Annotated in this window: 28 protein-coding genes, 1 tRNA gene and 1 pseudogene; 16 read left to right on the forward strand and 14 right to left on the reverse strand. The window is 65.7% G+C overall.

Features of this window, described 5'->3' with window-relative positions; all coding sequences use genetic code 11:
• The first annotated feature begins 131 nt into the window (after positions 1–131).
• The gene (gene uraH, locus P0645_RS13885) at positions 132–491 is read left to right on the forward strand and encodes a hydroxyisourate hydrolase (protein ID WP_284165187.1); all 360 of its coding nucleotides are present in this window, start codon (positions 132–134) and stop codon (positions 489–491) included.
• Positions 492–577: 86 nt separating this feature from the next.
• Here uraH and bhcR read toward each other — a convergent pair whose 3' ends face one another.
• On the reverse strand, positions 578–1,402 hold the full coding sequence (gene bhcR, locus P0645_RS13890; RefSeq protein WP_284165188.1) for an HTH-type transcriptional regulator BhcR: 825 nt from the start codon (positions 1,400–1,402) through the stop codon (positions 578–580).
• A 160-nt stretch (positions 1,403–1,562) separates the two neighbouring features.
• Here bhcR and bhcA point away from each other — a divergent pair, with 160 nt between their 5' ends.
• The 5 genes from bhcA (at position 1,563) to P0645_RS13915 (ending at position 7,010) form a co-directional block, all read left to right on the forward strand.
• Entirely contained in the window at positions 1,563–2,753 is a 1,191-nt protein-coding gene (gene bhcA / locus P0645_RS13895; RefSeq protein ID WP_284165189.1) for an L-aspartate--glyoxylate aminotransferase BhcA, read from the forward strand.
• A gap of 9 nt (positions 2,754–2,762) precedes the next feature.
• Complete coding sequence (gene bhcB, locus P0645_RS13900) at positions 2,763–3,716, forward strand: beta-hydroxyaspartate dehydratase BhcB (protein WP_284165190.1); 954 nt, start codon at positions 2,763–2,765, stop codon at positions 3,714–3,716.
• A gap of 10 nt (positions 3,717–3,726) precedes the next feature.
• Positions 3,727–4,890, forward strand: coding sequence for a 3-hydroxy-D-aspartate aldolase BhcC (gene bhcC, locus P0645_RS13905; protein WP_284165191.1), 1,164 nt, complete (start codon positions 3,727–3,729; stop codon positions 4,888–4,890).
• Positions 4,891–4,989: 99 nt separating this feature from the next.
• Positions 4,990–5,949, forward strand: coding sequence for an iminosuccinate reductase BhcD (gene bhcD, locus P0645_RS13910; RefSeq protein ID WP_284165192.1), 960 nt, complete (start codon positions 4,990–4,992; stop codon positions 5,947–5,949).
• 68 nt (positions 5,950–6,017) lie between these two features.
• Positions 6,018–7,010: a type I glyceraldehyde-3-phosphate dehydrogenase gene (locus P0645_RS13915; RefSeq protein ID WP_284165193.1), complete on the forward strand. Its 993-nt coding sequence runs from the start codon at positions 6,018–6,020 to the stop codon at positions 7,008–7,010.
• A gap of 2 nt (positions 7,011–7,012) precedes the next feature.
• Here the strand turns inward: P0645_RS13915 and P0645_RS13920 are convergent, their stop codons facing one another.
• Positions 7,013–7,660 (reverse strand): ribonuclease T2 family protein, encoded by a 648-nt coding sequence (locus P0645_RS13920; RefSeq protein WP_284165194.1) that lies wholly within the window; start codon positions 7,658–7,660, stop codon positions 7,013–7,015.
• A gap of 151 nt (positions 7,661–7,811) precedes the next feature.
• Here P0645_RS13920 and P0645_RS13925 point away from each other — a divergent pair, with 151 nt between their 5' ends.
• Both P0645_RS13925 and P0645_RS13930 read left to right on the forward strand, forming a co-directional pair.
• Positions 7,812–8,564: a DUF1013 domain-containing protein gene (locus tag P0645_RS13925; RefSeq protein ID WP_284165195.1), complete on the forward strand. Its 753-nt coding sequence runs from the start codon at positions 7,812–7,814 to the stop codon at positions 8,562–8,564.
• Between the two features lie 155 nt (positions 8,565–8,719).
• Positions 8,720–8,941 (forward strand): annotated as a pseudogene (locus tag P0645_RS13930) (methylglyoxal synthase); the annotation flags it as partial.
• 72 nt (positions 8,942–9,013) lie between these two features.
• On the opposite strand, the gene P0645_RS13935 reads toward P0645_RS13930, so the two are convergent.
• The 8 genes from P0645_RS13935 to P0645_RS13970 form a co-directional block, all read right to left on the reverse strand.
• A complete protein-coding gene (locus P0645_RS13935) occupies positions 9,014–9,388 on the reverse strand; it encodes a nuclear transport factor 2 family protein (RefSeq protein ID WP_284165196.1) in 375 nt (124 codons plus the stop codon).
• On the reverse strand, positions 9,388–9,987 hold the full coding sequence (gene recR / locus P0645_RS13940; protein WP_284165197.1) for a recombination mediator RecR: 600 nt from the start codon (positions 9,985–9,987) through the stop codon (positions 9,388–9,390). The genes P0645_RS13935 and recR overlap by 1 nt, the downstream gene beginning before the upstream one ends.
• A 93-nt stretch (positions 9,988–10,080) precedes the next feature.
• Positions 10,081–10,350, reverse strand: coding sequence for a hypothetical protein (locus P0645_RS13945; RefSeq protein WP_284165198.1), 270 nt, complete (start codon positions 10,348–10,350; stop codon positions 10,081–10,083).
• The gene (locus P0645_RS13950; RefSeq protein WP_284165199.1) at positions 10,347–11,030 is read right to left on the reverse strand and encodes a hypothetical protein; all 684 of its coding nucleotides are present in this window, start codon (positions 11,028–11,030) and stop codon (positions 10,347–10,349) included. The genes P0645_RS13945 and P0645_RS13950 overlap by 4 nt, the downstream gene beginning before the upstream one ends.
• Positions 11,031–11,100: 70 nt before the next feature.
• The gene (locus P0645_RS13955; protein ID WP_284165200.1) at positions 11,101–12,537 is read right to left on the reverse strand and encodes an APC family permease; all 1,437 of its coding nucleotides are present in this window, start codon (positions 12,535–12,537) and stop codon (positions 11,101–11,103) included.
• A 9-nt stretch (positions 12,538–12,546) separates the two neighbouring features.
• A complete protein-coding gene (locus P0645_RS13960) occupies positions 12,547–12,714 on the reverse strand; it encodes a hypothetical protein (protein WP_284165201.1) in 168 nt (55 codons plus the stop codon).
• Between the two features lie 6 nt (positions 12,715–12,720).
• Positions 12,721–13,104: a hypothetical protein gene (locus P0645_RS13965; protein WP_284165202.1), complete on the reverse strand. Its 384-nt coding sequence runs from the start codon at positions 13,102–13,104 to the stop codon at positions 12,721–12,723.
• A gap of 2 nt (positions 13,105–13,106) precedes the next feature.
• A complete protein-coding gene (locus P0645_RS13970) occupies positions 13,107–13,364 on the reverse strand; it encodes a hypothetical protein (RefSeq protein WP_284165203.1) in 258 nt (85 codons plus the stop codon).
• A gap of 275 nt (positions 13,365–13,639) precedes the next feature.
• Between P0645_RS13970 and P0645_RS13975 the strand changes: the two genes are divergently transcribed.
• The 5 genes from P0645_RS13975 to P0645_RS13995 are packed head-to-tail and all read left to right on the forward strand — an operon-like array spanning position 13,640 to position 18,913.
• Entirely contained in the window at positions 13,640–14,536 is an 897-nt protein-coding gene (locus P0645_RS13975; RefSeq protein ID WP_284165204.1) for a class II glutamine amidotransferase, read from the forward strand.
• A 4-nt stretch (positions 14,537–14,540) separates the two neighbouring features.
• Positions 14,541–15,230, forward strand: coding sequence for a GXGXG domain-containing protein (locus P0645_RS13980; RefSeq protein ID WP_284165205.1), 690 nt, complete (start codon positions 14,541–14,543; stop codon positions 15,228–15,230).
• A gap of 11 nt (positions 15,231–15,241) precedes the next feature.
• Positions 15,242–16,567 (forward strand): FMN-binding glutamate synthase family protein, encoded by a 1,326-nt coding sequence (locus P0645_RS13985; protein WP_284165206.1) that lies wholly within the window; start codon positions 15,242–15,244, stop codon positions 16,565–16,567.
• Between the two features lie 33 nt (positions 16,568–16,600).
• Positions 16,601–17,908, forward strand: coding sequence for a type III glutamate--ammonia ligase (gene glnT, locus P0645_RS13990; protein ID WP_284165207.1), 1,308 nt, complete (start codon positions 16,601–16,603; stop codon positions 17,906–17,908).
• A 33-nt stretch (positions 17,909–17,941) separates the two neighbouring features.
• Positions 17,942–18,913: a GlxA family transcriptional regulator gene (locus P0645_RS13995; RefSeq protein WP_284165208.1), complete on the forward strand. Its 972-nt coding sequence runs from the start codon at positions 17,942–17,944 to the stop codon at positions 18,911–18,913.
• A gap of 89 nt (positions 18,914–19,002) precedes the next feature.
• Here the strand turns inward: P0645_RS13995 and P0645_RS14000 are convergent.
• Positions 19,003–19,079: transfer RNA gene (locus tag P0645_RS14000), tRNA-Met, on the reverse strand.
• An 82-nt stretch (positions 19,080–19,161) separates the two neighbouring features.
• On the reverse strand, positions 19,162–20,175 hold the full coding sequence (locus P0645_RS14005; protein ID WP_284165209.1) for an NAD-dependent epimerase/dehydratase family protein: 1,014 nt from the start codon (positions 20,173–20,175) through the stop codon (positions 19,162–19,164).
• Between the two features lie 186 nt (positions 20,176–20,361).
• Here P0645_RS14005 and selD point away from each other — a divergent pair, with 186 nt between their 5' ends.
• Entirely contained in the window at positions 20,362–22,512 is a 2,151-nt protein-coding gene (gene selD / locus P0645_RS14010) for a selenide, water dikinase SelD (RefSeq protein WP_284165210.1), read from the forward strand.
• Positions 22,513–22,518: 6 nt separating this feature from the next.
• On the opposite strand, the gene P0645_RS14015 is transcribed toward selD, so the two are convergent.
• Positions 22,519–23,514, reverse strand: coding sequence for a class I SAM-dependent methyltransferase (locus P0645_RS14015; RefSeq protein ID WP_284165211.1), 996 nt, complete (start codon positions 23,512–23,514; stop codon positions 22,519–22,521).
• Positions 23,515–23,523: 9 nt separating this feature from the next.
• On the reverse strand, positions 23,524–23,844 hold the full coding sequence (gene clpS / locus P0645_RS14020; protein ID WP_420712576.1) for an ATP-dependent Clp protease adapter ClpS: 321 nt from the start codon (positions 23,842–23,844) through the stop codon (positions 23,524–23,526).
• Between the two features lie 133 nt (positions 23,845–23,977).
• Here clpS and P0645_RS14025 point away from each other — a divergent pair, with 133 nt between their 5' ends.
• Positions 23,978–24,682 carry an HAD family hydrolase gene (locus P0645_RS14025; protein ID WP_284165388.1) on the forward strand — a complete coding sequence of 235 codons (705 nt, stop codon included), beginning with the start codon at positions 23,978–23,980 and terminating at the stop codon, positions 24,680–24,682.
• A 278-nt stretch (positions 24,683–24,960) separates the two neighbouring features.
• Positions 24,961–26,844 carry a D-alanyl-D-alanine carboxypeptidase family protein gene (locus tag P0645_RS14030; protein WP_284165389.1) on the forward strand — a complete coding sequence of 628 codons (1,884 nt, stop codon included), beginning with the start codon at positions 24,961–24,963 and terminating at the stop codon, positions 26,842–26,844.
• The last annotated feature ends 92 nt before the right edge of the window (positions 26,845–26,936 follow it).

The following is a 26,936-nucleotide window of genomic DNA, read 5'->3' on the forward strand; positions in this document are numbered from 1 at the left end:
TGCAGCTTCTGTGCTTTGATAGTACGCGATTGGCGAAAGGATTATCGCCAAAATACAGAAGGTCTTACAGGGCTCCGGCGCTGTTGCGGCCGTCGTGCAGGGCGCATGATGGGGGCCTGACGGAGGATGACATGGCCGAGGGATATCTGACGACCCATGTGCTCGACACGGCGCGTGGCCTGCCTGCGGCGGGCATGAAGATCGCGCTCTACCGGCTGCGCGGCAACAGCCACCAGAAGATTGCCGAGGCGGTGACCAACGCCGACGGCCGGACCGACGGGCCGATCCTGCCCAGGGAGAAGTTCGCGGTCGGCACCTACGAACTGGTGTTCTTCGCGGGCGACTATCTCGACCGGACCGGCGCCGCGCCGGAAAGTCCGCGTTTCCTCGACCAGATTCCGATCCGCTTCGGCATCTCTGACGCAAAGGCGCATTATCACGTGCCGCTGCTTCTGTCGCCTTTCGGCATGTCCACCTACCGGGGAAGCTGACCGGGGTTGCCGCCGAAGAATTTTCGCGAAAATTCTTCGGCCCCGCGCGCCTGTGGCGGAAAATCCTTCGCGAAGGATTTTCCGCGTCACGCCCGGTCGCGCGGCGCCGTGCCGCCGGTTGCGATGGTCACCTCATCTGCGGCCGCCTGCACCAATGCGCCGAGCCGTTCGGTATCGGCCAGATCGATCCTGAAGGTCGGTCCCGAGATCGAAAGTCCGGCGACCGGTTCGCCATGGGCGTTGAAGATCGGCGCGGCAATGCAGCGCATGCCTTCGGCGCGTTCCTGATCGTCGATGGCATAGCCGCGCGCCCGTGTACGGTCGAGATCGTCGGTCAAGGATGCAAGATCGCCGTGCGACTGGGCCGTGAACCGCGCGAGACCGCCTTCGCCGACGACTGCCGCCACGCGCGCGGGCGGCATCCAGGCCAGCAGCGCCTTGCCGATACCCGAGACATGCATCGCGCCCAGCGTCCCGGGCGGAAAGAAGGCGCGGATTGCCTCGTGCGTTTCGACCTGGGCGAGAAACAGCACCTGGTCGCGATGCTCGACCCCGAGGTTCGCGGTTTCTCCGGTCAATCGCATCAGCCGGTCCATCGGCTGTCGGGCGCGGTCCACGATCTTCGTCCGCCTGAGAAAGGCCGACCCGACCCGGAAGGCACCGCCGCCCACATGCCAGAGCTGGCCGGGCTCCTCCATCTCGGCGAAGCCATGGGTCTGAAGCGTTGTCAGCGCGCGATAGACGGTGGGCGCGGAACTGCCGGTCCGCTGGGCAAGCTCGGTCAGCGTCAGGCCGCCCGCCTCGCCCAGAACGCGGAGCAATAGCAGCGCCCGGTCGAGCGACTGGACCATATTCTGGTCGGTCTTGTCATGGAAGCTTCTGGGGCGGCCACGCGGGCGGGCGGTCGTCATCTCCAACCCTTCGAAAATACGTTTCAGCATGTGAAAAACAAATACACCAATGAATTCAAACTAAAACCCCATATTTTCACATATCGAAAATCAATTTCGAAAAAATTGCAGCGCGGCGCATCCCGCTCTAGCCTTCTTGCGACAATGAAGGGAGCGCCCGATGTACCATCAGAACCCGGTCTTCATCCCCGGCCCGACCAATATGCCGGACGTGATCCGCAAGGCCTGCGACATTGCCACGCTCGACCATCGGTCGGCGGCCTTCGGCGGCATCTTCGCCCCGGCGGTCGCAAGCGTGAAGAAGGTTCTGGCGACCGAGACGGGCGAGGTCTTCATCTTTCCCTCGACCGGCACCGGCGGCTGGGAAGCGGCGATCTCCAACACGCTCTCCCCCGGCGATACGGTTCTGACTGCGCGCTTCGGCATGTTCAGCCACCGCTGGATCGACATGTGCCAGCGCCACCGGCTGAACGTGCAGGTGATCGAGACGCACTGGGGTCAGGGTGCGCCGCTCGGCCAGCTCGAGGCCGCGCTGAAGGCCGACCGCGACCACATGATCAAGGCGGTGCTGGCAACCCACAACGAAACCGCGACCGGCGTCCGGTCCGACATCGCGGGCATCCGCCGCGCGCTTGACCGCACCAACCATCCGGCAATGCTCTTCGTCGATGGTGTGTCCTCCATCGCCTCGATGGAATTCCGCATGGATGATTGGGGCGTCGATATCGCCGTGACCGGCAGCCAGAAGGGCTTCATGCTGCCCGCGGGCCTCGCGATCCTCGGGGCGAGCCCGAAGGCATTGGCGGCGATGGACGAGGCCAAACTGCCGCGCACTTTCTTCGACTTCCGCGACATGCGTAAAAGCTATGCGGCAGGCGGCTATCCCTATACGCCGGCGGTCGGCCTGCTGAACGGGCTGAAAGTCTCGTGCGATCATCTTCTGGCCGAGGGGATGGAATCGGTCTGGGCTCGCCATTACCGCATCGCCGAGGGCGTGCGCCGCGCCATCGCGGGCTGGGGCCTTCGCCCCTGTGCAGCCTCGCCGGACCTTTATTCCGATACGGTCACGGCAGTCGTCGTGCCCGAGGGATGCAACGGCACCGACCTCGTGAAGCTTGCCGCGCAGAAGTACGACATGGCCTTCGGCGTCGGTCTTGGCGACGTGGCGGGCAAGGTCTTCCGCATCGGCCATCTGGGCAGCCTGACCGATGCGATGATGCTCTCGGGTCTCGCGGTCGCGGAAATGTGCATGGCCGATCTCGGCTGGAAGGTCGCGCTTGGGTCCGGAGTGGCAGCGGCACAGGACTATTACCGGACGAGTGCGGTCGAGCCCGCGAAAGCGGCAGCGTAAGGAGGGGCGATGTACATTCCGACCTATCAGGACATGCTGGAGGCGCACGAGCGTATCCGGCCGCATATCCGCCGCACGCCGATCCGCACGTCGGACTATCTGAACGAGCTGACGGGGGCGAAGCTGTTCTTCAAATGCGAGAACTTTCAGGAACCGGGCGCCTTCAAGGTGCGGGGCGCGACGAATGCGGTTTTCGGGCTGAGCGACGCCCAGGCGGCGAAGGGCGTTGCGACCCATTCCTCGGGCAACCATGCCTCGTGCCTGTCCTATGCGGCGATGCTGCGCGGCATTCCCTGCAATGTGGTGATGCCGCATACCGCCCCACAGGCCAAGAAGGACACGGTGCGGCGCTATGGCGGCAGGATCACCGAATGCGAACCCTCGACCAGCTCGCGCGAGGAGACGTTCGCGAAGGTGCAGGCCGAGACGGGGGGCGATTTCGTCCATCCCTACAACGATCCGCGCGTGATTGCCGGGCAAGGGACCTGCTCGAAGGAACTCATTGAGGATACCGACGGGCTGGATTTCGTTGTCGCGCCGATCGGCGGCGGCGGCATGATCTCGGGCACCTGCCTGACCTTGTCGACGCTGGCGCCCGAGACGAAGGTGATCGCCGCCGAACCGGAACAGGCCGATGACGCCTATCGGAGCTTCAAGGCCGGACACATCATTGCCGACGATGCGCCGAAGACTATCGCCGACGGGCTTCTGGTGCCCCTGAAGGACCTGACCTGGCATTTCGTGAAGAGCCATGTCGCCGACATGTTCACCGCCGCGGACCCAGAGATCGTCGAGGCGATGAAGCTCACCTGGAAGCATCTGCGCGTGGTGATGGAGCCGTCTTCGGCGGTGCCCTTGGCCACCATCCTGAAGAACAAGGCCTATTTCAAAGGCAAGCGCGTCGGGGTGATCATCACCGGCGGCAATGTCGATCTGGACAGATTGCCCTGGATGCAGGGGTAAGGAGGATAGAATGAACGCTCAGGACCGTTTTGCCAGTTTCGAAGTGGGCTATGACATCCCGGCCAAGCCCGGCATGGACGAGGCCGATATCCAGACCCCCTGCCTGATCCTCGACCTCGACGCGCTGGAACGCAACGTGAAGAAGATGGGCGACTATGCGAAAGCCCACGGCATGCGCCACCGCAGCCATGGCAAGATGCACAAATCGGTCGACGTCCAGAAGCTGCAGGAACGGCTCGGCGGCGCGGTCGGCGTCTGCTGCCAGAAGGTCTCGGAGGCCGAGGTTTTCGTGCGCGGCGGCATCAAGGATGTGCTCGTCTCCAATCAGGTGCGCGACCCGGCCAAGATCGACCGGCTGGCGCGTCTGCCGAAGCTTGGCAGCCGGATCATCGTCTGCGTCGACGATCTGGCGAATGTCGCAGACCTGTCGGCGGCGGCGGTGAAACATGGCACGAAATTGGAGTGCTTCGTCGAGATCGACTGCGGCGCGGGGCGCTGCGGGGTCAATACGACGCAGGATGTGGTCGCCATCGCAAAGGCCGTCGAGGCGGCGCCGGGGCTGAAGTTCACCGGCATCCAGGCCTATCAGGGCGCGATGCAGCACATGGACCGCTACGAGGACCGCAAGGCCAAGCTCGATGCCGCCATCGCCATGGTCAAGGACGCGGTTCAGGGGCTGAAGGCCAACGGGCTGACGCCGGAACTCGTGTCGGGCGGCGGTACGGGCAGCTATTATTTCGAGTCTAACTCCGGGGTCTACAACGAACTTCAGTGCGGGTCCTACGCCTTCATGGATGCCGATTATGGCCGCATCCTCGACAAGGACGGTCGCCGGATCGACCAGGGCGAGTGGGAGAATGCCCTCTTCATCCTGACCTCGGTGATGAGCCACGCCAAGGCCGACAAGGCGATCTGCGATGCGGGCCTGAAGGCGCAGTCGGTCGATAGCGGCCTGCCCTTCGTCTACGGGCGGACGGATGTGAAATACATCAAATGCTCGGACGAACATGGCGTGATCGAGGATCCCAACGGTGTCCTGAAGGTGGGCGACAAGCTCAAGCTGGTGCCCGGCCATTGCGACCCGACCTGCAATGTCCACGACTGGTATGTGGGCGTCAGGGGCGGCAAGGTCGAATGCGTCTGGCCGGTTTCGGCGCGCGGCAAGGCCTATTGAAAAACCCGTCCCGGACCTGATCCGGGACCTCCGCGCCAGACACAGGAGGCCCCGGATCAAGTCCGGGGCGGGTCGGCGGGGTAAGATGAAGGTAAGGACATGCTGATCGTTCCCGAAGCGCTGATTGCCGATCTTGTCTCTGCCGAGGATGCCTTCGCGGCGGTCGAGGCGACCTTCGCCGCGATGGCGCGGGGCGAGGCCCATAATTTCCCGGTGGTGCGCGAGGCGTTGGGCGGCGACCGCCAGTACGGCTTCAAGTCGGGTCTCGACCGGGCGGGCGGGATGCTCGGCGTGAAGGCGGGGGGCTATTTCCCCGGCAATCTTGCGCGCGGCATCACCAATCACCAGTCGACCGTCTATCTGTTCGACCCGGACACCGGGCGGCCCGTCGCGATGGTGGGCGGCAACCTGCTGACCGCGCTGCGCACCGCAGCCGCCTCGGCCATCTCGATCGACCGGCTGGCGCGGCAGGATGCGAAAGTGCTCGGCATGGTCGGCGCCGGACATCAGGCGCAGTTCCAGCTGCGCGCCGCCGCGCGCGTGCGCGAGTTCGAGAAGGTCATCGGCTGGAACTACCATGCCGACATGCTGCCGAAACTGGGTGAGGTCGCCGCCGAACTGGGCCTGCCGTTCGAGGCGGTGCCCCTTGAGCGGATGGTCGAGGCGGACGTGATCGTCACCATCACCTCCTCGCCCGCCGCCTCGCTCATGGACAGGCATGTCAGCCCCGGCACGCATCTGGCCTGCATGGGCACCGACACCAAGGGCAAGCAGGAGGTCGAGCCCTCCCTTCTCGCCCGCGCGAAGGTCTTCACCGACGAGGTCGCACAATCGGTCACCATCGGCGAGGCACAGCATGCCGCGGCCGCCGGGTTGCTTGCGGCGAAGGACATCACTCCCATTGGCGCCGTGATCGCAGGGCTGGCCGAGGGCCGCCGGTCCGACGACCAGATCACGCTTTTCGACGGCACCGGCGTCGGCCTGCAAGACCTCGCCGTGGCAGGCGCCGCCGTGCGGCGGGCCGAGGCACGGGGCTTGGGCGTATCGGTTACAATATAAGGGTTTTCCAGCGGTTGCCTGCAGATATGCTTCATGATCTGTGAGGGCGGATCAGGGCGGAGGGTATCATGCCGGTTCGGGTGGCGATCAACGGGTTCGGGCGCATCGGCCGGTCCGTCCTGCGTGCCTGGGCCGAAAACCCCGCGCGCACCGGGATCGAGGTGGTGGCGATCAACGATATCGCCCGGCCCGACATGGCTGCTTATCTTTTCGAATATGATTCCACCTTCGGTCCGTTCCGGGGCGAGGTGCGGCTGGACCCCGGCGCGCTGGTCGTCAACGGCCATGCGATCCGCCTGACGGGCGAACGCGACCTTGCAGCGCTTGACCTGTCCGATATCGACCTCGTCATGGAATGCACCGGCCGCGCCGGGGACCGTGCGGTGGCGGACGCCGGGCTAAGGGCCGGGGCGGGGCGCGTGCTGGTATCGGGTCCGGCGCTGACTGCGGACTATACCGTGGTGCTTGGCGCGAACGAGGGCGGGCTTTCTGCCGCGCACCGCGTGGTCTCGAATGCCTCCTGCACCACCAATGCGCTGGCGCCGCTCGCGCACCTGCTCGATGAGGCGTTCGGGGTCGGGACCGGCTGGATGACCACGATCCACTGCTACACCGGCAGCCAGCCCACGGTCGACGCGCCCGCCGCCGATTTCGCCCGCTCGCGCGCGGCGGCGCTGTCGATGGTGCCGACCACGACCTCGGCACAGAAGCTTCTGGATGTAGTTCTGCCGGGGCTTGCCGGGCGGATCGAGGGCGCGGCGGTCCGCGTGCCCGTCGCCTCTGTCTCGGCGGTAGACCTGACCGTGACGCTTGCAAGCAAGCCAGATGTTGCGGCTGTGAACGCGGCACTCAAGACAGCGGGCGGGGTGATCGGCGTGACCGACAGGCCGCTCGTCTCGTCCGACCTCCGGGCGCGGCCCGAAAGCATCGTGATGGCCCTGCCCGAGACACGGGTGACGGCGGGCGGCCTCGTCCGGGTCTTCGGCTGGTATGACAACGAATGGGGCTTCTCCAACCGGATGATCGACGTGGCGCGGATCATGGGCAGCTTCGGGCGCTGATGTCAGCGCACCCTGTCCATCAGCGCGTCCTTCAGCCGACAGTCGTGCGCCGCATCCGGGGCGCAGGCCCGGAAGCCAAGGTCAGGGTCGAGGCAGATACGAACCTCGTCGATCCGCTCGCCTTCGCAGGTGACGGTGATCATCCCCGGCGCCAGCCCCGGGTTCGCCTCGATGAAAGCATCTTCGACCACGCTCGCCGGAAGGCGGACGTCGCGCGCCAGATCGCGCAGCACGGCGGGGATGGCCACGGCCCGATAGGCCTCGCGGGACAGTGCAAAATACTCGCCCGCTGCAAGGCCAGAACAGCGGCCATGCTTCTTCCATTCATGCCAGGCAAGGCCCGCCGACCCCATGATGTCGGCCATCGCGGCCGTCTCGGCCCGCGTCGCCTCGCGAATCCCGCTGCGGCAATAGCTCGGCCAGCCCTCCTCGTACTGCGGCCAGAGACCGTGGAGCGTGAAGCCGAAACCCCGGCCCGGATCGCACTGGCGGTCGCCGCGCGCGTCGCCTTCCAGCGCGCACCAGCTTGGCGACCAGCCAAGCGACAGGATGTAATAGTCGAAATCGCCCGCCCGTTCGCCTTCGGCCCGCGCGGGGCCGGCGGCCAACAGGCCAAGCGACAGACAGAGGGTGATGAGGCTCGCGCGCATTTTCTCTTTCCTTGGCACTCATCCGCGACTATATAGCGCCCAACCTTTCCCTGAAAACGTGGAATGGCGGCGCCCAGGGGCCCGCAGCCGTTTTCCCGGCACAGGAAAGATTTGTCCGGCCCCCCGGGGCATGAAGCGAAGGAGAGATCCGATGACGAAACCCCTGATGGCCAAGGCGACCGCCGTCTGGCTCGTGGACAATACGACGCTGAGCTTCAAGCAGATCGCCGATTTCTGCGGGTTGCACGAGCTGGAAGTGCAGGGCATCGCCGATGGCGATGTGGCGGTGGGCGTGAAGGGCTTCGACCCGATCGCGAACAGCCAGCTGGAAGCTTCCGAGATCGAGAAGGGCGAGAAGAACCCGCTTCACAAGCTGAAGCTGAAGTTCAACGCGGCCGCGCTCGGCGAGGAAAAGCGCCGTGGCCCGCGCTATACGCCCCTGTCGAAGCGTCAGGACCGGCCCGCCGCGATCCTCTGGCTGGTGAAATTCCATCCCGAACTGGCGGACGCCCAGATCGGCAAGCTCGTCGGCACGACAAAGCCCACGATCGCCGCGATCCGCGAGCGGACCCACTGGAACATCGGCAATATCCAACCGATCGACCCGGTGGCACTTGGCCTCTGCCGCCAGTCGGAGCTTGACGCAGCCGTCCAGAAGGCCGCGAAGAAGAAGGCTGCCGATGGTGCGGTGATGTCGGACGACGAGCGCCGCAAGCTCGTCTCGACCGAACAGTCGCTGGGCATGGCGCCCGATGCGCGCCACGACCCGGCCATGGCCGCGATCGAAAGCTTCATGGCCGAAAGCCGCGAGGCCGAGGAGGCCGCGCCGCAGGATTTCTCGAACGCCGACGCCTTCTTCAACCTGCCCGACGAGGGCGAGGACGACGACGAGGACGACAACTGACTTTCAAAGACCCCGGCCCGGCGCCGGGGTCTTGCTTTCGGAGGCGGTCCTGGCCGAGACCCGGACGACGGGCCTTTCGCGCAGACCGTTCGGCAGCGCGTGCCACCCGCCGCCCCGCGAACCCTCCTCGGCGAGGCGGCCGGGAGGACGATACAGTGCGGGCCCGCGAGCTTTACACCAAGGGAACGACCGGCGCGCGGGTCGAGGAGGCGATGGGCCTCGCCGTCACCCGGAAGAAGCGCGGCCCGCGCGGCGGTGACGCCCAGCTTGGCGCGATGATCGCCGAAGGTCGGCTCGATGCGCTGATCTTCGTCACCGACCCCTTGTCGGCCCTGCCGCATGATGTCGATGTGAAGTCGCTGATCCGGCTCGCTGTTATCGACGATATCCCGCTGGCCATGAGCCCGGCCACCGGCGATCTGGTGCTTGCGCGGCTGCTTCCCTGGCGATCAGTAGGTTTCGACCCAGCTCCGCCGCCAATCAGGCGCCGGATAATCGTCTGGCCAGTATTCGGTCTGCTGCGTGATCAACCCGTCCGCGACCCGGTGAAAGGTCAGCGCGCGGGCAATGAGCGTGCCGTCGGTGACGGTAACGTCGGTCACGACCTCGGCGCCATCGGCCACGATCCGGTTCAGTGTGAAGCGCCAGCGCCCGCTCGCCGGATAGGCATCGTTCAGCGCGGCAAAGTTGATCCGGCCGCGAATCCGTTCCCGGCTTTGCGGCCAGTCGATCACAACATCCTCGGCAAGCCACCGGGCGGCCGCGGCGAAATCGTTCGTGCGCATCGCCTCCCAATAGGCCAGCACCGTCGCGCGCGGCTCCATCAGAAGCGTTTCCGCGCGCGGAGCGCGGCGCTGATCGTGCCGTCGTCGAGATAATCGAGCTCGCCGCCGATTGGCACGCCTTGCGCAAGCGAGGTGATGGCGACGCCGGTCGCTTCCAGCGCCTCGGCGATGTAATGGGCCGTCGTCTGGCCATCGACGGTGGCATTGAGCGCGAGGATCACTTCGCGCGTGCCGTCCTGCGCCACGCGGGCGGCGAGCCTTGGGATGCCAAGCTCGTCCGGGCCGATGGCATCCAGCGCCGAGAGCGTACCGCCCAGAACGTGATAGCGGCCGCGGAAAGACTGGCCGCGCTCCATCGCCCAGAGGTCGGCCACATCCTCGACCACGCAGATCTCGCCGGTCGCGCGGCGCTCGTCGGTGCAGATGTCACAGATGTCGGCGGTGGCGATATTGCCGCAGACCACGCATTCGCGGGCGTTGAGGGCGACGCCTGCCATCGCCTCGGCCAGGGGCGCCATCACCTGACCGCGCTTCTTGATCAGATGCAGGACCGCGCGGCGGGCCGAGCGCGGCCCAAGGCCCGGCAGGCGGGCCATCAGCTCGATCAGAGCCTCGATTTCGCGGGTGGCGTCAGACATGGGCAGGCCTTCGCGGAGGAGGTTACGGGTTCGGGCGACGATGAATCCCTATAGCGCCGAAGTCCAGCCCCCAGGCTATGCCCGCGCAGGGGGCTAGCCGCGACCGTGCGCCCAGACGGCGGCGCGGATGCGGGCGGTCTTGTAGGCATCCAGCGCCGCCATCGCCCAGACGAAAAGCCCGCCCGACATCTTGCCGACAAACGACACGTCAGGTGCCGCGGTCTTCAGCGTGAAGGCGCCGAGCAGGATGATGAAGAAAAGGAAGATCAGCCCGCGCATCGGCTGGCGGTTCATGACCTGACCGACGCCGGGCAGCAGGAGCGCGACGGCGAGGACGAGATGGGGATTGGGGGGCGGTTTCATGCGGCCTTCTCCATCAGACCGAGAAGGTCGGCGCGCAGCGCTTCCAGCCGGTCGAGGTGGGGCGCGATGCGCATGGGGGACAGGGGCTCCCTCCCCATCTCGGCATCGCGGAAGATCAGATAGCGCGAGCGGTCGGCCTCTTCGGCGAGAAAGACGATGCGCAGACCCTTGGGGGAGATGAGAAGCTCCTTGACCCGGGGATCAGCGAAAAGCTGCGCCGCATGGCGCGCGATGAGCGACTCGTCCGGCACGGCGCCCGCATTGTCTGTCCGTACCGCGATCCCGTCCGGCAGCAGGGCGGGGCGCGGCAGGATCTGGGGCAGGCGGGTGAAATGGGTGAAAGGCTCCTGTCCCGATGGCCGTGCCATCAGGTCGAGCGTCGCGGCCACCGGCAGGGGCTCGGGCAGGCTGACCATCACCCAGAGCGCGGGCAGCTTGCGGAAGGTCAGGCTGTCGGGGACGACCTGCAGGTCGAAGGACCGGTCGCCGCGCCGTCCGGTCATGCGGGGAAACCCGCCGGGCTGGATGCGGCTCTCGCCGCCTTCGAACAGCAGCCGCACCTTGTCGAAATAGCCCGCCCGGGACCGTGATCGCGCGCCTGTCGCGCGGATGAGCCGCCAGGCCAGGAACAGCGCCAGAACAGCGGCCAGTGCGGCGAACATTGGGGCGAGTGCGGGCACGTATGTCCTTTCTCATGGGTCGGCCCGCCCTTGCGGGCGGGCCTGTCGGTTCAGAATCGGCAAGCGCCGGTCAGTACCCCTGCGGTTTCGGCCAGGGCATGGTGAACTGCGCGCCGCGGTTCACGAAGCGGTAGCGCCAGAAGTGGAACCAGAGCGAGACGACGATGTAGAAGCCGATCATCGCCACGAGCTGGGTACCGTAGCCGAGGAAGACCGCGAAGAAGGTCAGCGCGCAGAGGGCGAGCAGGGTTACCGCAGGCAGCGGGTGGAACGGATGTTCATAGCCGCGCTTGATCGAGTTCAGCGGCCATTTGCGGCGGAACATGATGATGTTCAGCGGCATGAACGTATATTCCAGTAGCCCCGACAGGATCGAGAAGGTGATCACCTGATCGAGCGGCGCGCCGAGCGCGAAGATCAGTGCGATCGGCACGAGGAAGATGATCGACCGGTAGGGCGTGCGATAGCGCGGATGGACCGCGCCGAACCAGCCCGGAAGGTACTTGTCACGCCCCATGGCGAACCAGGCGCGGCTGGCATCATTGATGCAGCCGTTTGCGCTGGCAAGGGTGGCGAACAGCGTGCCGAAGCCCAGCAGCCAGATCAGCCCGTTCGAGCCCGACAGCCTAGCGGTATCGAAAAGCGGCGCCACCGATCCGTTCACGCCATCGCCGAGGAATTCCCACGGCAGCACGCCCGAACAGACATACCAGGTCAGCGTCGCGGCAATCAGCAGCGTCATGATCCCGGCCAGCGTGCCGAAAGGCAGCGCGCGGGCGGGCGAGCGCACTTCTTCCGCCGCCTGCGTGGTGCCCTCGATCCCGAGGTAATACCACAGGCCGAAATGCATCGCCGCCAGAACACCGATCCAGCCATAGGGCATCTCATGCCCCTCGAAGAGCGCCGCGTGCTGCATGATGCCGCCGCCCAGAACGCCGCTTGTCGACAGGAAGAGGACGAGGATCGCAATGAAGGCGATGGCGGTGATGACGAGGTTGAAGGTCAGCGTCGCCAGCACGCCGCGATAGTTCAGCCAGGCCAGGAACATGATGACGAGAATGATGAACGGTCGCTGATCGAGCTCGCCCGCATATCCGGTCATTCCCGCAACGACCGAGATCAGATAGCCTGCGGTGATCGCATTCGCGGCCTCCAGCATCGTGTAGGCGAACACGAGGTAAAGCCCGACGTTGAAAGCCATCAGTGGCCCGACGATATGCTTGGCCTGGGTATATTGCCCGCCCGCGGCAGCGACGGTCGAGGTGACCTCGCTGTCGATCATGGCGACACAGGTATAGAGGATGCCCGCGAACCAGCACGCGATCAGCGCCGCATAGGCGCCGCCCTTGCCGACGGCAAAGTTCCAGCCCATGTATTCGCCGACCAGAACGATGCCCACGCCCAGCGCCCAGACATGCGCCGGGCCGAGAACACGCAGGAGCCCGACCTTCGTGCCGTGCGGACCCATCCCGTCCATGGTCTGGGAAGTAATGTCGATATCAGCCATGATCCGCCCTCACCTGTGCTGTTCTTCGGTCATGGCCTCGAGCTCGCCTTCACGAGAGGAGGTCAGGACATCTTCGGAATAGCTCGAATCGACCTTCATCCAGTCGATCAGCATGTAGAGGCCGAGAAGCGCCGAGGCGCCCCAGGCCGCATATTCGAGGATTTGCCAGGTTTCCATTTGCCCCTACCTCCTGTCGCCGAATTTTTCCGCGATCACCTCGCGATATTCGACTTCCGAGAATTTCAGCATCAGCACGTAGTAGAGAACGATCACGACGATCATCGCGATCAGCGCCCCGGCCGAGAAACTGTAATCGAACCGCGCGAGGATCAGGTCATGCGCGGACGCCGGGTCATAACCGAGCGCCTCGTACTGGGCCGCCTGCGCGGGCGTCTGGCCGAGCGTTTCCCAGGTCGGGTTCTCGACCGGCTGGGTCACGCTCTTGGCCGCCCCGGCCATCTTCAGCCAGATCGGCACGAAAAGCGCGCCCACGGTCAGGATGACCAGCACGATCACATCGAAAAGCTGGCTCGCCTTGCTTTGCTTCGGAGGTTCGTAATGCGCCATCTCTACCCCCTCGCCTTGCGGGCTTCATCAAGGAACTTGATGTCGAGCCCGTACATGAAGTCCCGGTCCTCGCGGTAATGGCGGAGCATCGCGAGGATCGCGCCGGTGTTGAACAGAAGCACGATCGCGCCGCCGATCAGCAGGATCGTCCGTGCCGCACCGGTGGGCGCGAGGTTCCAGGTGGCGAGTGCCACAAAGATGATCGCAAACCACAGACCGATCACGAAGGCCCAGGCAACGCGCACATCGCGTCGGTGCATGGACTGAATTCTCTCATTCAGCTGACTCACCTTTTCCTCCCCTGGGCCCGATCGTTACCGAAGGTGGCGGGGCCCGCCGCTTTTCTCTTCGGAATATTGTTTGCCCGTAAGGAAACATGGGGTGCGACAATCTGTCAAGGAAAACCCGTTTAGGCCAGGAGAAGCCGACAAGGCTTTCGTCATTTTCCCGTGAGGTGAAAATTGTTTCTTCGCAGTTGAAAGCCGCAAATCTCGATGCTAGCGTTCGCACAAGCGGAGAAAAGGAGACGAATCCGATGTGCGGCATCGTTGGGCTGTTCCTGAAGGACCCCAAGCTTGAACCGAAGCTGGGCGCCATGTTGACAGACATGTTGATCACGATGACGGATCGCGGGCCGGATTCGGCGGGGATCGCCATCTATTCCGGCGCCAAGGACGGGCTGGGCAAGATCACGATCCAGTCGGCAACGCCCGATGAGGACTTTGAAACACTCGACGCCGACCTGCGCGACGCGATCGGCCAGCCCGTGGCGCTGATCGCCAAGAATACCCATGCCGTTGTCGAAGTGCCGCTCGGCCAGCTGGACGCGGCACGCGCGGCGCTGGCGCATCTGCGTCCGAACGTGAAGGTCATGAGCGTCGGGGACTCTATCGAGATATTCAAGGAAGTCGGCCTGCCCAGGGACGTGGCGGCGCGTTTCGACATCGCGAAGATGAAGGGCACGCACGGCATCGGGCACACCCGCATGGCGACCGAGTCGGCCGTCACCACGATGGGCGCCCATCCTTTCTCGACCGGCTCGGACCAGTGCCTTGTCCATAACGGCTCGCTCTCGAACCACAATTCCGTGCGCCGCGACCTGCGCCGCCACGGCATGATCTTCGAGACCGAGAATGACACCGAGGTCGCGGCGGCTTTCCTCAGCCACAAGCTGCAGGATGGCGAAAGCCTCGGGAAGGCGATGGAGGCAACGCTGACCGACCTCGACGGGTTCTTCACCTTCGTCGTCGGAACGAGGAACGGCTTCGGCGTGGTGCGCGATCCGATCGCCTGCAAGCCCGCCGTGATGGCCGAGACCGACGACTATGTCGCCTTCGGCTCGGAATATCGCGCGCTGGTCAACCTGCCCGGCATCGAGGACGCCCGCGTCTGGGAACCCGAACCCGCCACCGTCTATTTCTGGGAGCGCTGAGAGAATGCAGAGCTTTGATCTGGGCAAGGACGGCCTGAGGGCGCTGAACAGCGCCCTGCACGCGCTGAAGGGCCAGACCAACATGACCGCCTGGGAAGTGGTCAATCCCAAGGGCGCCCATGCCATCGCCGCCGGCGTCGACGCGCCGGTGGATATCACCGTGCGCGGCTCGACCGGCTATTACTGCGCAGGCATGAACAAGCAGGCGACGATCCGCATCAAGGGATCGGCGGGGCCGGGCGTGGCCGAGAACATGATGTCGGGCACCGTGATCGTCGATGGTGACGCCAGCCAGTATGCGGGCGCGACAGGTCGCGGCGGGCTTCTGGTGATCAAGGGCAATGCGTCCTCGCGCTGCGGTATCTCGATGAAGGGCATCGACATAGTGGTGCATGGCCATATCGGCCACATGTCCTGCTTCATGGCGCAATCGGGCAATATCGTCGTCCTGGGCGATGCGGGCGAGGCGCTGGGGGATTCGCTTTACGAGGCGCGCATCTTCGTGCGCGGCACGGTCAAGTCGCTGGGGGCCGATTGCATCGAGAAAGAGATGCGGGAAGAGCATCTTCTGATCCTAGAAGACCTTCTGCGCAGGGGCGAGGCCGACGCGAAGGCCAAGCCCGAAGAGTTCCGCCGCTATGGTTCGGCGCGCAAGCTCTACAATTTCAACATCGACAATGCTGCAGCATATTGAGGCGCCCGAGGATGAGCGATTTTCCCCATACGCCCCCGAAATTTTCCTGGACCTTCTCGCCTGAGGCGAACGCCGAGATCCGCCGCGCGGCGGCCTCGGGCATCTATGACATTCGCGGCGGCGGCTCGAAGCGGCGCCTGCCGCATTTCGACGATCTGCTGTTCCTCGGCGCCTCGATCAGCCGCTACCCGCTGGAAGGCTACCGCGAGAAATGCGGCACCGACGTCTGGCTCGGCACGCGCTTTGCCAAGAAGCCGATACATCTGGATATCCCGATCACCATCGCCGGCATGAGTTTCGGTTCGCTTTCCGGTCCCGCGAAAGAGGCTTTGGGCCGGGGCGCGAGTGCTGCAGGCACGTCGACCACCACCGGTGACGGCGGCATGACCGAAGAAGAACGCGGCCATTCCAAGACCCTCGTCTACCAGTACCTGCCCTCACGCTATGGCATGAACCCCGACGATCTGCGCCGCGCCGACGCGATCGAACTGGTGGTGGGCCAAGGCGCAAAGCCCGGCGGCGGCGGCATGCTGCTGGGTCAGAAGATTTCCGACCGGGTCGCCATGATGCGCAACCTGCCCAAGGGCATCGACCAGCGGTCCGCCTGTCGTCACCCGGACTGGACAGGGCCGGACGACATGGAAATCAAGATCCACGAGCTGCGCGAGATCACCGACTGGCAGATCCCGATCTATGTGAAGATCGGCGGCGCGCGACCCTATTACGACACGGCGCTCAGCGTGAAGGCCGGGGCGGATGTCGTGGTCCTTGACGGGATGCAGGGCGGCACCGCAGCGACGCAGGACGTCTTCATCGAACATGTTGGCCAGCCGACGCTTGCCTGCATTCCCCAGGCGGTGAAGGCGCTGCAGGATCTGGGCATGCACCGCAAGGTGCAGCTGATCGTCTCGGGCGGCATCCGCAATGGCGCGGACGTGGCCAAGGCGCTTGCGCTTGGTGCCGATGCCGTGTCGATCGGCACGGCGGCGCTGATCGCGCTGGGCGACAACGACCCCGCACTTGAGGCCGAATACAAAAAGCTCGGAACCACCGCTGGTGCCTATGACGACTGGCACGAAGGTCGCGACCCGGCCGGCATCACCACGCAGGACCCCGAGCTTTACAACCGCTTCGATCCGATCCTCGGGGGGCGGCGCCTGACGAACTACCTCAAGGTCATGACGCTGGAAGCGCAGACCATCGCGCGGGCCTGCGGCAAGAACCACCTGCACAATCTGGAACCCGAGGACCTGTGCGCGCTGACGATCGAAGCCGCCGCGATGGCCGGGGTGCCGATCGCGGGAACGAACTGGATACCCGGACGCAACGGGTTCTGAACAAAGACAAAAAGACAACAGGGAGCTACGAGAATGGCGAAAGACCTTGCCAAATGGGCCAAGGAACACGGCGTCAAATATTTCATGATCTCCTACACCGATCTATTCGGGGGGCAACGTGCCAAGCTCGTGCCCACCCAGGCGATCGGTGACATGTCGGTGGAAGGCGCGGGCTTCGCCGGGTTCGCGACCTGGCTCGACCTGACGCCCGCCCACCCCGACCTGATGGCGGTGCCCGACCCCGACAGCGCGATCCAGCTGCCGTGGAAGAAAGAGGTGGCCTGGGTCGCCGCCCGCGCGACGATGGAGGAAAAGCTTGTCGATCAGGCGCCGCGCAACGTGCTGGAGCGGCTGATCGCCGAGGCCGCGAAGGATGGCCTGCGGGTCCGCACCGGCGTCGAGCCCGAATTCTTCATCCTCAATGCCGAGGGCTCGGGCGTATCCGACATCTACGACACGGCCGAAAAGCCCTGTTACGACCAGCAGGCGGTCATGCGCCGCTATGACGTGATATCGGAGATCTGCGACTACATGCTGGAACTGGGCTGGGAGCCCTACCAGAACGACCACGAAGACGCGACCGGCCAGTTCGAGATGAACTGGAAATACGACGACGTGCTGCAGACCGCCGACAAACACTCATTCTTCAAGTTCATGGTGAAATCGGTCGCCGAAAAGCACGGCTTCCGCGCCACCTTCATGCCCAAACCGTTCAAGGGCCTGACCGGGTCTGGCTGCCACGCCCATATCTCGGTCTGGTCGATCGACGGCAAGACCAATGCCTTCGCCGACAACAAGGCGGAACTGGGTCTGTCGGACCGTGGGCGCAACTTCCTTGGCGGCATCATGAAACACGCCTCCGCACTGGCGGCGATCACCAACCCTACTGTGAACAGCTACAAGCGCATCAATGCGCCTCGCACCACATCCGGCGCAACCTGGGCGCCGAACACCGTCACCTGGACCGGCAACAACCGCACGCACATGGTGCGCGTGCCCGGCCCCGGCCGGTTCGAACTGCGCCTGCCCGACGGCGCCGCCAACCCCTATCTCATGCAGGCGGTGATCCTTGCCGCAGGCCTCGATGGGGTCCGCACCAGGGCCGATCCGGGCAAGCGGCACGATATCGACATGTACCAGTTCGGCCATACGGTGAAGAACGCGCCGAAACTGCCGCTCAATCTTCTCGACGCGCTGCGCGAATATGACAGGGACAAGGTCCTGAAGGCGATGATGGGCGAGGCGTTTTCCGCCGCCTACCTCAAGCTCAAGCATCAGGAATGGAACAGCTATTGCGCGCACTTCTCCCGCTGGGAGACCGAGAATACGCTGGATATCTGACCGCCAGCCGGAAAAAGCCGGACCCCAAGACCGATGACTGACACCAGCCCCGTCCAGTTCGGCTTTCTGCTGTTCCCCGGCTTTCCGATGGCTTGCCTGACCTCGGCCATCGAACCCCTGCGCGCGGCGAACGAGATCACCGGCCGCCGCAACTTCGCCTGGCGGCTGATCGCCGAGGCGTGCGCGCCGGTCCGGTCCTCGGCCGAGATCGGCTTCGAACCCGACGCGACCCTGCAGGAGGCGGGCGGGCTCGACCATCTCTACCTCCTTTCGCCGCCGACGGCGGCCTATGCCGACCCGCGCCGCAGCCCGGCGCGGCTGCGCTGGCTCGACCGGACGGGCGTGACGCTCGGCGCCTTTTCGGGCGGCATCTTCCCCCTGGCGCAGGCCGGGCTGATGGAGGGGCGCACCTGTTCGGTTCACTGGTGCTATGAGGCCGCATTCAAGGCCCGCTTTCCCGAGGTCATCACCACCGAGACCGTCATCTGCCGCGACCGGCGCCGCGCCACCGTCTCGGGTTCGGGTGCCGTGTTCGGCCTGATGCTGCGCCTGATCGAGGAACGGCTTGGCCGCGACTGCATGACCGAGGTCGCCTGCTGGTTCCAGCACCCGGTTCTGCCCGAGGAGGACCTGGCCCAGAAGACCCCGGTCGGGCGCGCCGACAGTCTGTCCGAACGGCTGGCCACGCCCGTCCGCCGCGCGATCGACCTTTTCTCGACCCATATCGAGGATCCGTTGCGCATTCCCGACGTGGCCGAGGCGGTCGGCCTGTCGAACCGCCATTTCGAGCGTCTCTTCAAGCAGGAAACCGGGCAAAGCCCGCTTAGATACTACCACCAGCTGAGGCTCAGAAAGGCCCGCCAGCGCATCCTCTATTCCAGGGATGGCCTGCGCGATATCGCGATTTCGGTCGGCTATCTGACGCCTGCGACGCTCGCGCGCCATTATACCGAGATGTTCGGCATCTGCCCGCGCGAAGAGCGCCGACTGGCACAGGCCGGATGACAGCCTGAGATGTCGGCATCGCAGGCCTGGCGCGCCGCGCGATCGGCTCGACCACGGCGGGTGTCGTCCAAGCTCTGCGGGGAAAGTTTTGGTGGCGAGGGAGGGACTCGAACCCTCGACCTTGCGATTATGAGTCGCACGCTCTAACCAGCTGAGCTACCTAGCCACTTGGGCGGCGTAGGTATGTCAGGCCCCCGGCCGCGTCAAGGGCGGAATCGCACATGCGGGGCCCGGGCTTCGACAGCGCGTCAGAAGCCGAAATAATCGCGGTACCAGGCCACGAACCGCGCCATGCCTTCGCGGATGCCGGTTTCGGGGCGATAGCCGGTCAGGCGGGCAAGAAGGCTGTTGTCGGCCCAGGTGGCGACCACATCGCCCTTCTGCATGCCCATCAGCTTCTTCACCGCCTGCTGGCCTGCCGCCGCCTCGATCGCGGCGATGAAATCGCCAAGGCTCACCTTCTCGCCATTGCCGACATTCACGACGCGCCAGGGCGCCACGGGCGACAGGCTGTCGCCCGGCGCGATCTGGTCGGGCGTCGACGGGCGGACAGGCGGCTGTTCGACCAAGAGCCTGAGCGCGCGGACGAGATCGGTCACATAGGTGAAGTCGCGGTACATGTTGCCCTGGCCGTAGACCTCGATTGGCTCGCCCGAAAGGATCGCGCGGGTGAACTTGAAGGGCGCCATGTCGGGCCGCCCCCATGGCCCGTAGACGGTGAAGAAGCGGAAGCAGGTGGTCGGCAGGTTGTAGAGATGCGCCCAGGAATGGCTGAGGTTCTCGGTCGCCTTCTTGGTCGCGGCATAGAGGGAAACCTGCGTATCGGCCTTGTCGGTTTCCCGGTAGGGCATCTCGGTATTGGCGCCGAAGACCGAGGAGGTGGAGGCGATCATCAGATGCTTCACGCCCTGGTCGCGCGCCGCCTCCATCACGTTGAACGTGCCCTCGATGTTCGATGAGAGGTAGGAGCGCGGCGCCTCGAGGCTGTAGCGCACACCGGCCTGCGCGGCGAGGTGGACGATGGCATCGGGGCGGAAAGCCTTGATGTCGGCGGCAAGCGCCTCGGCCTCTTCCAGCATGCCGCGGGTGAAGGTGAAGCCGTTCCGGCCCGTCAGGCGCGCGAGCCGCGCCTCTTTAAGGGCCGGATCGTAATAGGGTGTCATCCCGTCGAAGCCATGGACGATGAAGCCCTCGTCCAGCAGATGTTCGGCCAGATGGTAGCCGATGAAGCCCGCCGCCCCCGTCACATAGATCCGCTTCATGCCATCCTCGCGCTTTTTGGCCTGAATAGCGCCCCGTGCGCGGCAAGTCCAAGCCTTGATTCCCTGAAGTAGGGCCGGGGGCGCTGCCCCCGGACCCCCGAGGTATTTGAGCCAAGATGAAGGGCAGACCGCCAGCTCTTTCGCGGTGGCGGGTTTCGATCTAGGAGGGGAGGGAGGAGAGCATTCATGAAGCTTCCCGACCCGATCACGCAGGAGATCGTCCTTGTGGGCGGCGGCCATGCCCATGCGCTGGTCCTGCGCAAGTGGGGGATGGCGCCCCTGCCCGGCGTGCGGCTGACGCTGATCGACCCCGCGCCCGCCGCCGCCTATTCCGGCATGCTGCCCGGCCATGTCGCCGGGCATTATCCGCGCGCGGCGCTGGAGATCGACCTCGTAAAGCTCGCGCGCTTCGCCGGCGCGCGGCTGATGCTTGGCCGCGCTGTCGGGATCGACCGGGAGAAGCGGCGCGTGCAGGTCGAGGGGCATGCGGACATCGCCTATGATTATCTGTCCCTTGACGTGGGCGTGACGTCGGACATGCCTGCCTTGCCGGGGTTTCGCGACCATGCGGTTCCGGCCAAGCCGCTTGCCGCCTTTGCCGACCGCTGGCAGGCGTTCGTCGCGCAGGTGGCAGCGGGCGCTGCGGCGCCCGAGGTGGCGGTGATCGGGGCCGGGATTGCCGGGGTCGAGCTGGCGCTGGCGGCGCGGCACCGGCTGGGGCCGGGCGCCCGTGTGGCGCTGATCGAGGTGGCGGAGCCTCTGGCCGCCGTGGGGCGCGGGGCGCGGGCGGCGCTGATGGCGCATCTTCACCGTTCCGGGATCGCGCTTCATGCCGGGCGGGCGGCGGTTGCCTGCACGGCGGAAGGGGTGGTGCTCGAGGGGGGTGAGAAAGTTCCCGCCCGCTTCGTCATCGGAACGGCGGCGGCGCGGGCGGGCGGCTGGCTTGCCGCGACGGGGCTGGCGCTTGAAGGCGGGTTCGTGCGGGTCGGGCCGACGTTGCAGAGCGAAAGCGATCCGCGCATCTTCGCGGTGGGCGACATTGCCCATCTGGCCCACGCGCCGCGCCCCAAGGCCGGGGTCTTCGCGGTGCGTGAGGCGCCAGTGCTTCTGGCCAATCTAAGAGCAGTCGCAGGCGGAGGCACGGCACGCGCCTGCTATCAGCCGCAGAAAGACTATCTGAAACTCGTCTCGACCGGCCACAAGGGCGCGGTCGCCGACAAATGGGGGCTGAGGCTCGACGGCGGGCTGCTTTGGCGCTGGAAGGACCGGATTGACCGCAGGTTCATGGCGAAGTTCCAGGACCTGCCGGTGATGGCGGCTGCGGCCACGTCGGGTAAGCCGTCCGACCGGCCGCTCTGCGGAGGCTGCGGGGCCAAGGCCGGGCGCGGGGCGCTCGACCAGGCCCTGGCGCGGCTGCCTGCGCCACAGAGGGCCGATGTGGCGACCGGTGCGGGCGACGATGCGGCGGTCCTGAAGATCGGCGGCGCGCATCAGGTCATCACCACCGACCATCTGCGCGCCTTCACCTTCGATCCTTACGTGATGGCCCGCATCGCCGCGATCCACGCGCTTGGCGATGTCTGGTCGATGGGGGCGGAACCGCAGGCCGCGCTCGCCCAGATCATCCTGCCGCCGATGGCTGAGGACCTGCAGGCCGAGTGGCTGCGCGAGATCATGGAGGGCGCGCTGTCGGTCTTTGCCCCCGAGGGCGCCGATATCGTCGGCGGCCATACGACGCTCGGGGCCGAACTGACCATCGGCTTCACCGTGACGGGCCTTGCGCCGCGCCCCGTGACGCACGCAGGCGCGCGGCCCGGGCAGGCGATCGTCCTGACGAAGCCGATCGGCATCGGCGTGATCATGGCGGCCGAGATGCTGGGGGCGGCCCCGGGCAGGGTGGTGGCGGGGGCTCTTGCCCATATGCAGCGCCCGCAAGGTGCTGCGGCGCGGCTGCTTGCGCCCCATGCGACCGCGATGACCGATGTCACCGGCTTCGGCCTTGCCGGGCATCTTCTGTCGATCCTCGATGCATCAGACGTGGCGGCGACTCTCCGGCTGTCGGAAGTTCCCACCCTGCCCGGCGCGGTCGAGCTGGCGGCTTCAGGACATGGGTCGAGCCTGCTGCCCGCAAATCTTCGGGCCCGCGCGCGGATGTTCTACAGCGACGGGCCGAAGGCCGAGCTGCTGTTCGATCCGCAAACGGCAGGCGGCTTGCTGGCGACGGTTCCGGCGGGAGAGGCCGACAAGCTCGTCGATGCCTTGCGGGCTCTGGGCGAGGAAGCAGCGATCATCGGCCGGATCGAGGAAGGCACGCCCTTCCTGACAGTCGAGGATTGATCTGGCTCAGCGCTTCCTGAAGCGCGGCTTCATGCCCATCAGCACCTTGAAGCCACCTTCGCTCGCCATCTGGCGCACCTCGAGGAACGCCTGAGCCATCGCCTCCTCGTAAGGCAGCGTCCGGTTGGCGACGAGCCAGAGTTGGCCCGATGGGGCGAGCATGCCGCGCGCGGCCTCGATGAAGGCGGCGCCAAGGGCGGGATCGGCGGCGCGCGAGACATGGAAAGGCGGGTTCGTCACCACGAAATCCAGAAGAGCGGGCGGGCGGAAGCGGGTGGCATCGGCCCAGTGAAAGATGGCGCGCGGATCGGTGACATTCTCCCGCGCGCAGGCAACGGCCTCTGCCTCCGCCTCGACCAGATGCAGCGCTTTCACGCCCGGCCGGGCAAGAACCTGCGCGGCGAGCCAGCCCCAGCCCGCGCCAAGATCGGCGCCCTTGCCACGCAGGTCGGCGGGCAGATGGCGCGCGAGCAGGGCCGAGCCTGGGTCGATCCCGTCGGCGGAAAAGACCCCGGGGCGGGTGACGAAGCCGGCAACGGCCTCGTGCGGGGCGGCTTGCCAGCCGTCGAAAGCGCCGGTGCCGGGATTGGCGAAACCGAAAGCGCGGCCATGGGCCTTGGAGGCCTGCGCCAGCAGAGACACACGCGAGCGGATGTCCTTCAGCGCGGCCTCGATCCCGTCATGCTTTTGTCCGTCGATCCAGATCGGGGCGCCCCCTGGCATCAGCATCGCCGCCTGATGGATCAGCGCCCGCGCCAGCGCCCGGGCGCGCGGCAGGAAGATCAGCGCCCCGGCAAAGTCGCCTTCGGGCGCCTCGGCCACCGTCCAGCCGCGTTCGCGGAAGGCATCGAAATCGGGGCGGAAGCCGGTGACGATCACCGCGCGGTCACGCGGCACGCAGCCCAGATCGCTGGCAAGCGTCGGGCGCAGTATCAGGATGCGGCCCGATGCGGGCCAGCCGCCCGCCTCGGCGAGCGCATCCTCAAGGCGCGACGATCCCATGGCCCGCGCCTATTCCTTTTCCATCGTGCATTGCAGCGGGTGCTGGTGACGGCGCGAGAAATCCATCACCTGCGCCACCTTCGTCTCGGCAATCTCGAACGAAAAGACCCCGACGACCGCCAGACCCTTCTTGTGGACGGTCAGCATGATCTCGAACGCCTGGGCGTGATTGAGCCCAAAGAACCGCTCAAGAATATGGACGACGAATTCCATCGGCGTGTAATCGTCGTTCAGGAGCATGACCTTGTAGAGCGGCGGGCGCTGGGTCTTGGGCTTGGTCTTCGTCGCGACAGAGGCGTCACCCTCGGTTCCGTCCCGCGGGTCGGTCATCATGTCGGGCAGGCGGGACACGGGCGAAATGCTCCTTGGAATCGGCAGGCGTCAGGGCGAATATTATAGTCGAATGCGAAGATGACGAAAGGGTTGCCTTTCCGCAACTTGTCCGTTGTCACCTCGGGGAGAGATAATGCAGCGGCTCGCCGCCATCGGTTTCGACGCCGACGACACGCTCTGGCACAACGAGCGCTTCTTCCGCATGACGCAGGAAAGGTTCGCGGGGCTTCTGGCGGACTACACAGATTCCGATCACCTGCATGCCCGGCTTCTGGCTGCCGAGCGGCGCAATCTTGGGCGTTATGGCTTTGGCATCAAGGGTTTCGTCCTTTCCATGATCGAGACCGCAATCGAGGTGACGGACGAACGCGTACCCGCCCGGGTGATCGCCGAACTGATCGCGGCGGGGCAGGAAATGCTTGCCCATCCGATCGAGCTTCTGGCGGGCGCGCGGGCGGCGGTCGAGGCGCTGGCCGACAGCCATCCGCTGATCCTGATCACCAAGGGCGACCTTCTGGATCAGGAGCGCAAGCTGGCGCAATCGGGTCTCGGCGACCTGTTCCATGCCGTCGAGATCGTTTCGGACAAGACCGCCCGCACGTACGAGCAGGTTTTTGCAAGACATGGGGCAGGCGCCGAACGGGCGCTGATGGCCGGTAACTCGCTGAAATCCGACGTGTTGCCGATGATCGCGGCTGGCGGCTGGGGCGTTCATGTGCCGCATGAACTGACCTGGGCGCTGGAACATGACCAGCCGCCCGAAGGCGAGCCGCGCTTCCGCAGCCTTGCCGGGATCGCCGATCTGCCTGCGCTGATCGCTGCAATCGAGGGCTGAGCGAACCTGATATGTTGTGGTGAAGCGCCGACTGGCCACCAAATATGGGACGGCCGCCCAAATCCGGCAGATACCGTTGCACGCAGAACAACGGAAAAGCCTTTGAATAAAAAGCTGTTTTCGGCTTTTGGACCCTGTGCTATCGTCACAGGCAAATCAGAAAGAACCCGGCAAAGACCGGGGCGAGGCAGTAGGCAGTGACAGACAGATTCGCCATGTTACGGCGGTGCATTGCGCACGCGTCCGTTCTATTCCTTCAGGCGCTCGCGCTTGTCCTTATGGCATCCGGCGCCTGGGCCGCGCCCTACGCGGATTATGTGATCGACGCGCGCACTGGCGAGGTCCTGCATCAGGACAATGCCAACACGCGCCTTCACCCGGCTTCGCTGACCAAGATGATGACGCTCTACATCGCGTTCGAGGCGATCGAGCATGGCGAGATATCGCTCGACACGATGGTGACCGTGTCGAAACATGCCGCCGCCCAGCCGCCCTCGCGGCTCGGGTTGAAGCCGGGCCAGCGGATCGCGCTGCGCTATCTGATCCGCGCCGCCGCGATCAAGTCGGCCAATGACGCGGCAACCGCGATCGGCGAGGCGATCGAAGGCACGGAAAGCGCCTTTGCCAAGCGCATGACCCGCACCGCCGCAGCAATGGGCATGTCGAAGACGACCTTCAAGAACGCCAACGGGCTGACCGCGCAGGGCCACCTTTCGACCGCCCATGACATGACGATCCTCGGGCGGCGGCTCTTCTACGATTATCCGCAATATTATGGCCTCTTCTCGCGCCGCACGGCGGATGCGGGCATGGCGCAGGTCGCCTCGACCAACCGCCGCTTCCTTGACAGCTACGAAGGTGCGGACGGGATCAAGACCGGCTATACCTCGCCCGCGGGCTTCAACCTCGTGGCCTCGGCCCAGCGCGGCAACAAGCGCATCATCGCCACCGTCTTCGGCGGCAAATCGACCGCAAACCGCAATGCCCGCGTGGCCGAGCTTCTGGACCTCGGTTTCGGCAAGGCGCCGAACAAGGCCAAGACCTCGCCCCCGCCCGCCATCGCCTACAATGGCGACATCAGCGAACCGGACGAAGACCTGATGGCCGAAACCATCGCGGCGAACGTCGATCCGTCGGTTCCCGCCGCAGGCAAGACCATCCGCCTGAATGTCGCTGTCGCCGAGAGCCCGCGGCCGCGACCAAGGCCGCTCGCGGCACCGCTCGCCATCGCCGCAGCCGAAGTGGCGCCCGACGCCGAGATCACCGCAGAGGCGGCAGAGATGGCCGCCGCGACTGATGATCTGATGGCCTCGCTCGCCGGAACCATCGATGCCGCCCTGGCCGAAGCGAACGCCGAGCCCGCCTTCGAGCAGACGGCGACGCCGCAGCCCGAGACGCTCGCCATGGCTGAACCGGCCGGAACCGCAACGCCCGCGCCGGAGACCACCGAAGCGCCGCCCGGCGCAGAGGCGGTCGCGGCGGCCCCCGAGGAAGACGCGACCGCTGCCATCGCCACCGCATCGGCAATCGCACCGAAGGCAACGCCCGTTCCGCCCGCCCGCCCCGGCGCCACCGTGACAGATGCGCCGACGGCGGTTGCGGAAGCGACGCCTGCGTCCGAAGAGACTGCCGAGACCGCGCTTGCCGCGAATGTGATTGCCGACCCCGAAAGCGCCAACCTTCCGAAGGATCTCGAGATCGCAGCGGCAGTCGTCGAACCTGCAGCGACCCCGGTCACGCCCGACGACAATCAGCTGAGCGAGGCGGTCCTTCTGACGCCGCCCGCGCCGGTCGCAGCATCCGACGCGGCAACTGAAGCGGCGGCCGAGGTGATCCTTGCCAGTGCCGATACAAGCGCCGACCTGCCGGTCGAGCCGAAGAATCCCGACCTGGAAATCGTCACCCGCGTGTCCACCTCGGACGGCCGCGAATGGGGGATCAATGTCGGCAGCTTTTCCTCACGCTACAACGCCGAACGCGAGCTCTTGCGCACTGCGCTGGTCGAGATGGCGACGCTGGACGAGGCCTTGCGCAAGGTTTCAAGTCGCAAAGGCGCGTTCGACGCCAATTTCGTCGGCATGACCCAGGAAGATGCCGAACTCGCCTGCCGCCGCCTCAGCGCGCGCGGGACGGAATGCACGGTGCTTAGTCCGGCAGGGTAAAGTGAGCGCTTCCAGCGCCGCGCCGCCCGAAATCTTTCAAAGATTTCGGACCGGATTTCGTGTCGAAATCCGGCACCGCCAGCGTCGGACAA

The organism is Frigidibacter sp. SD6-1 (assembly GCF_030143255.1).
Classification (GTDB): domain Bacteria; phylum Pseudomonadota; class Alphaproteobacteria; order Rhodobacterales; family Rhodobacteraceae; genus TMP-24.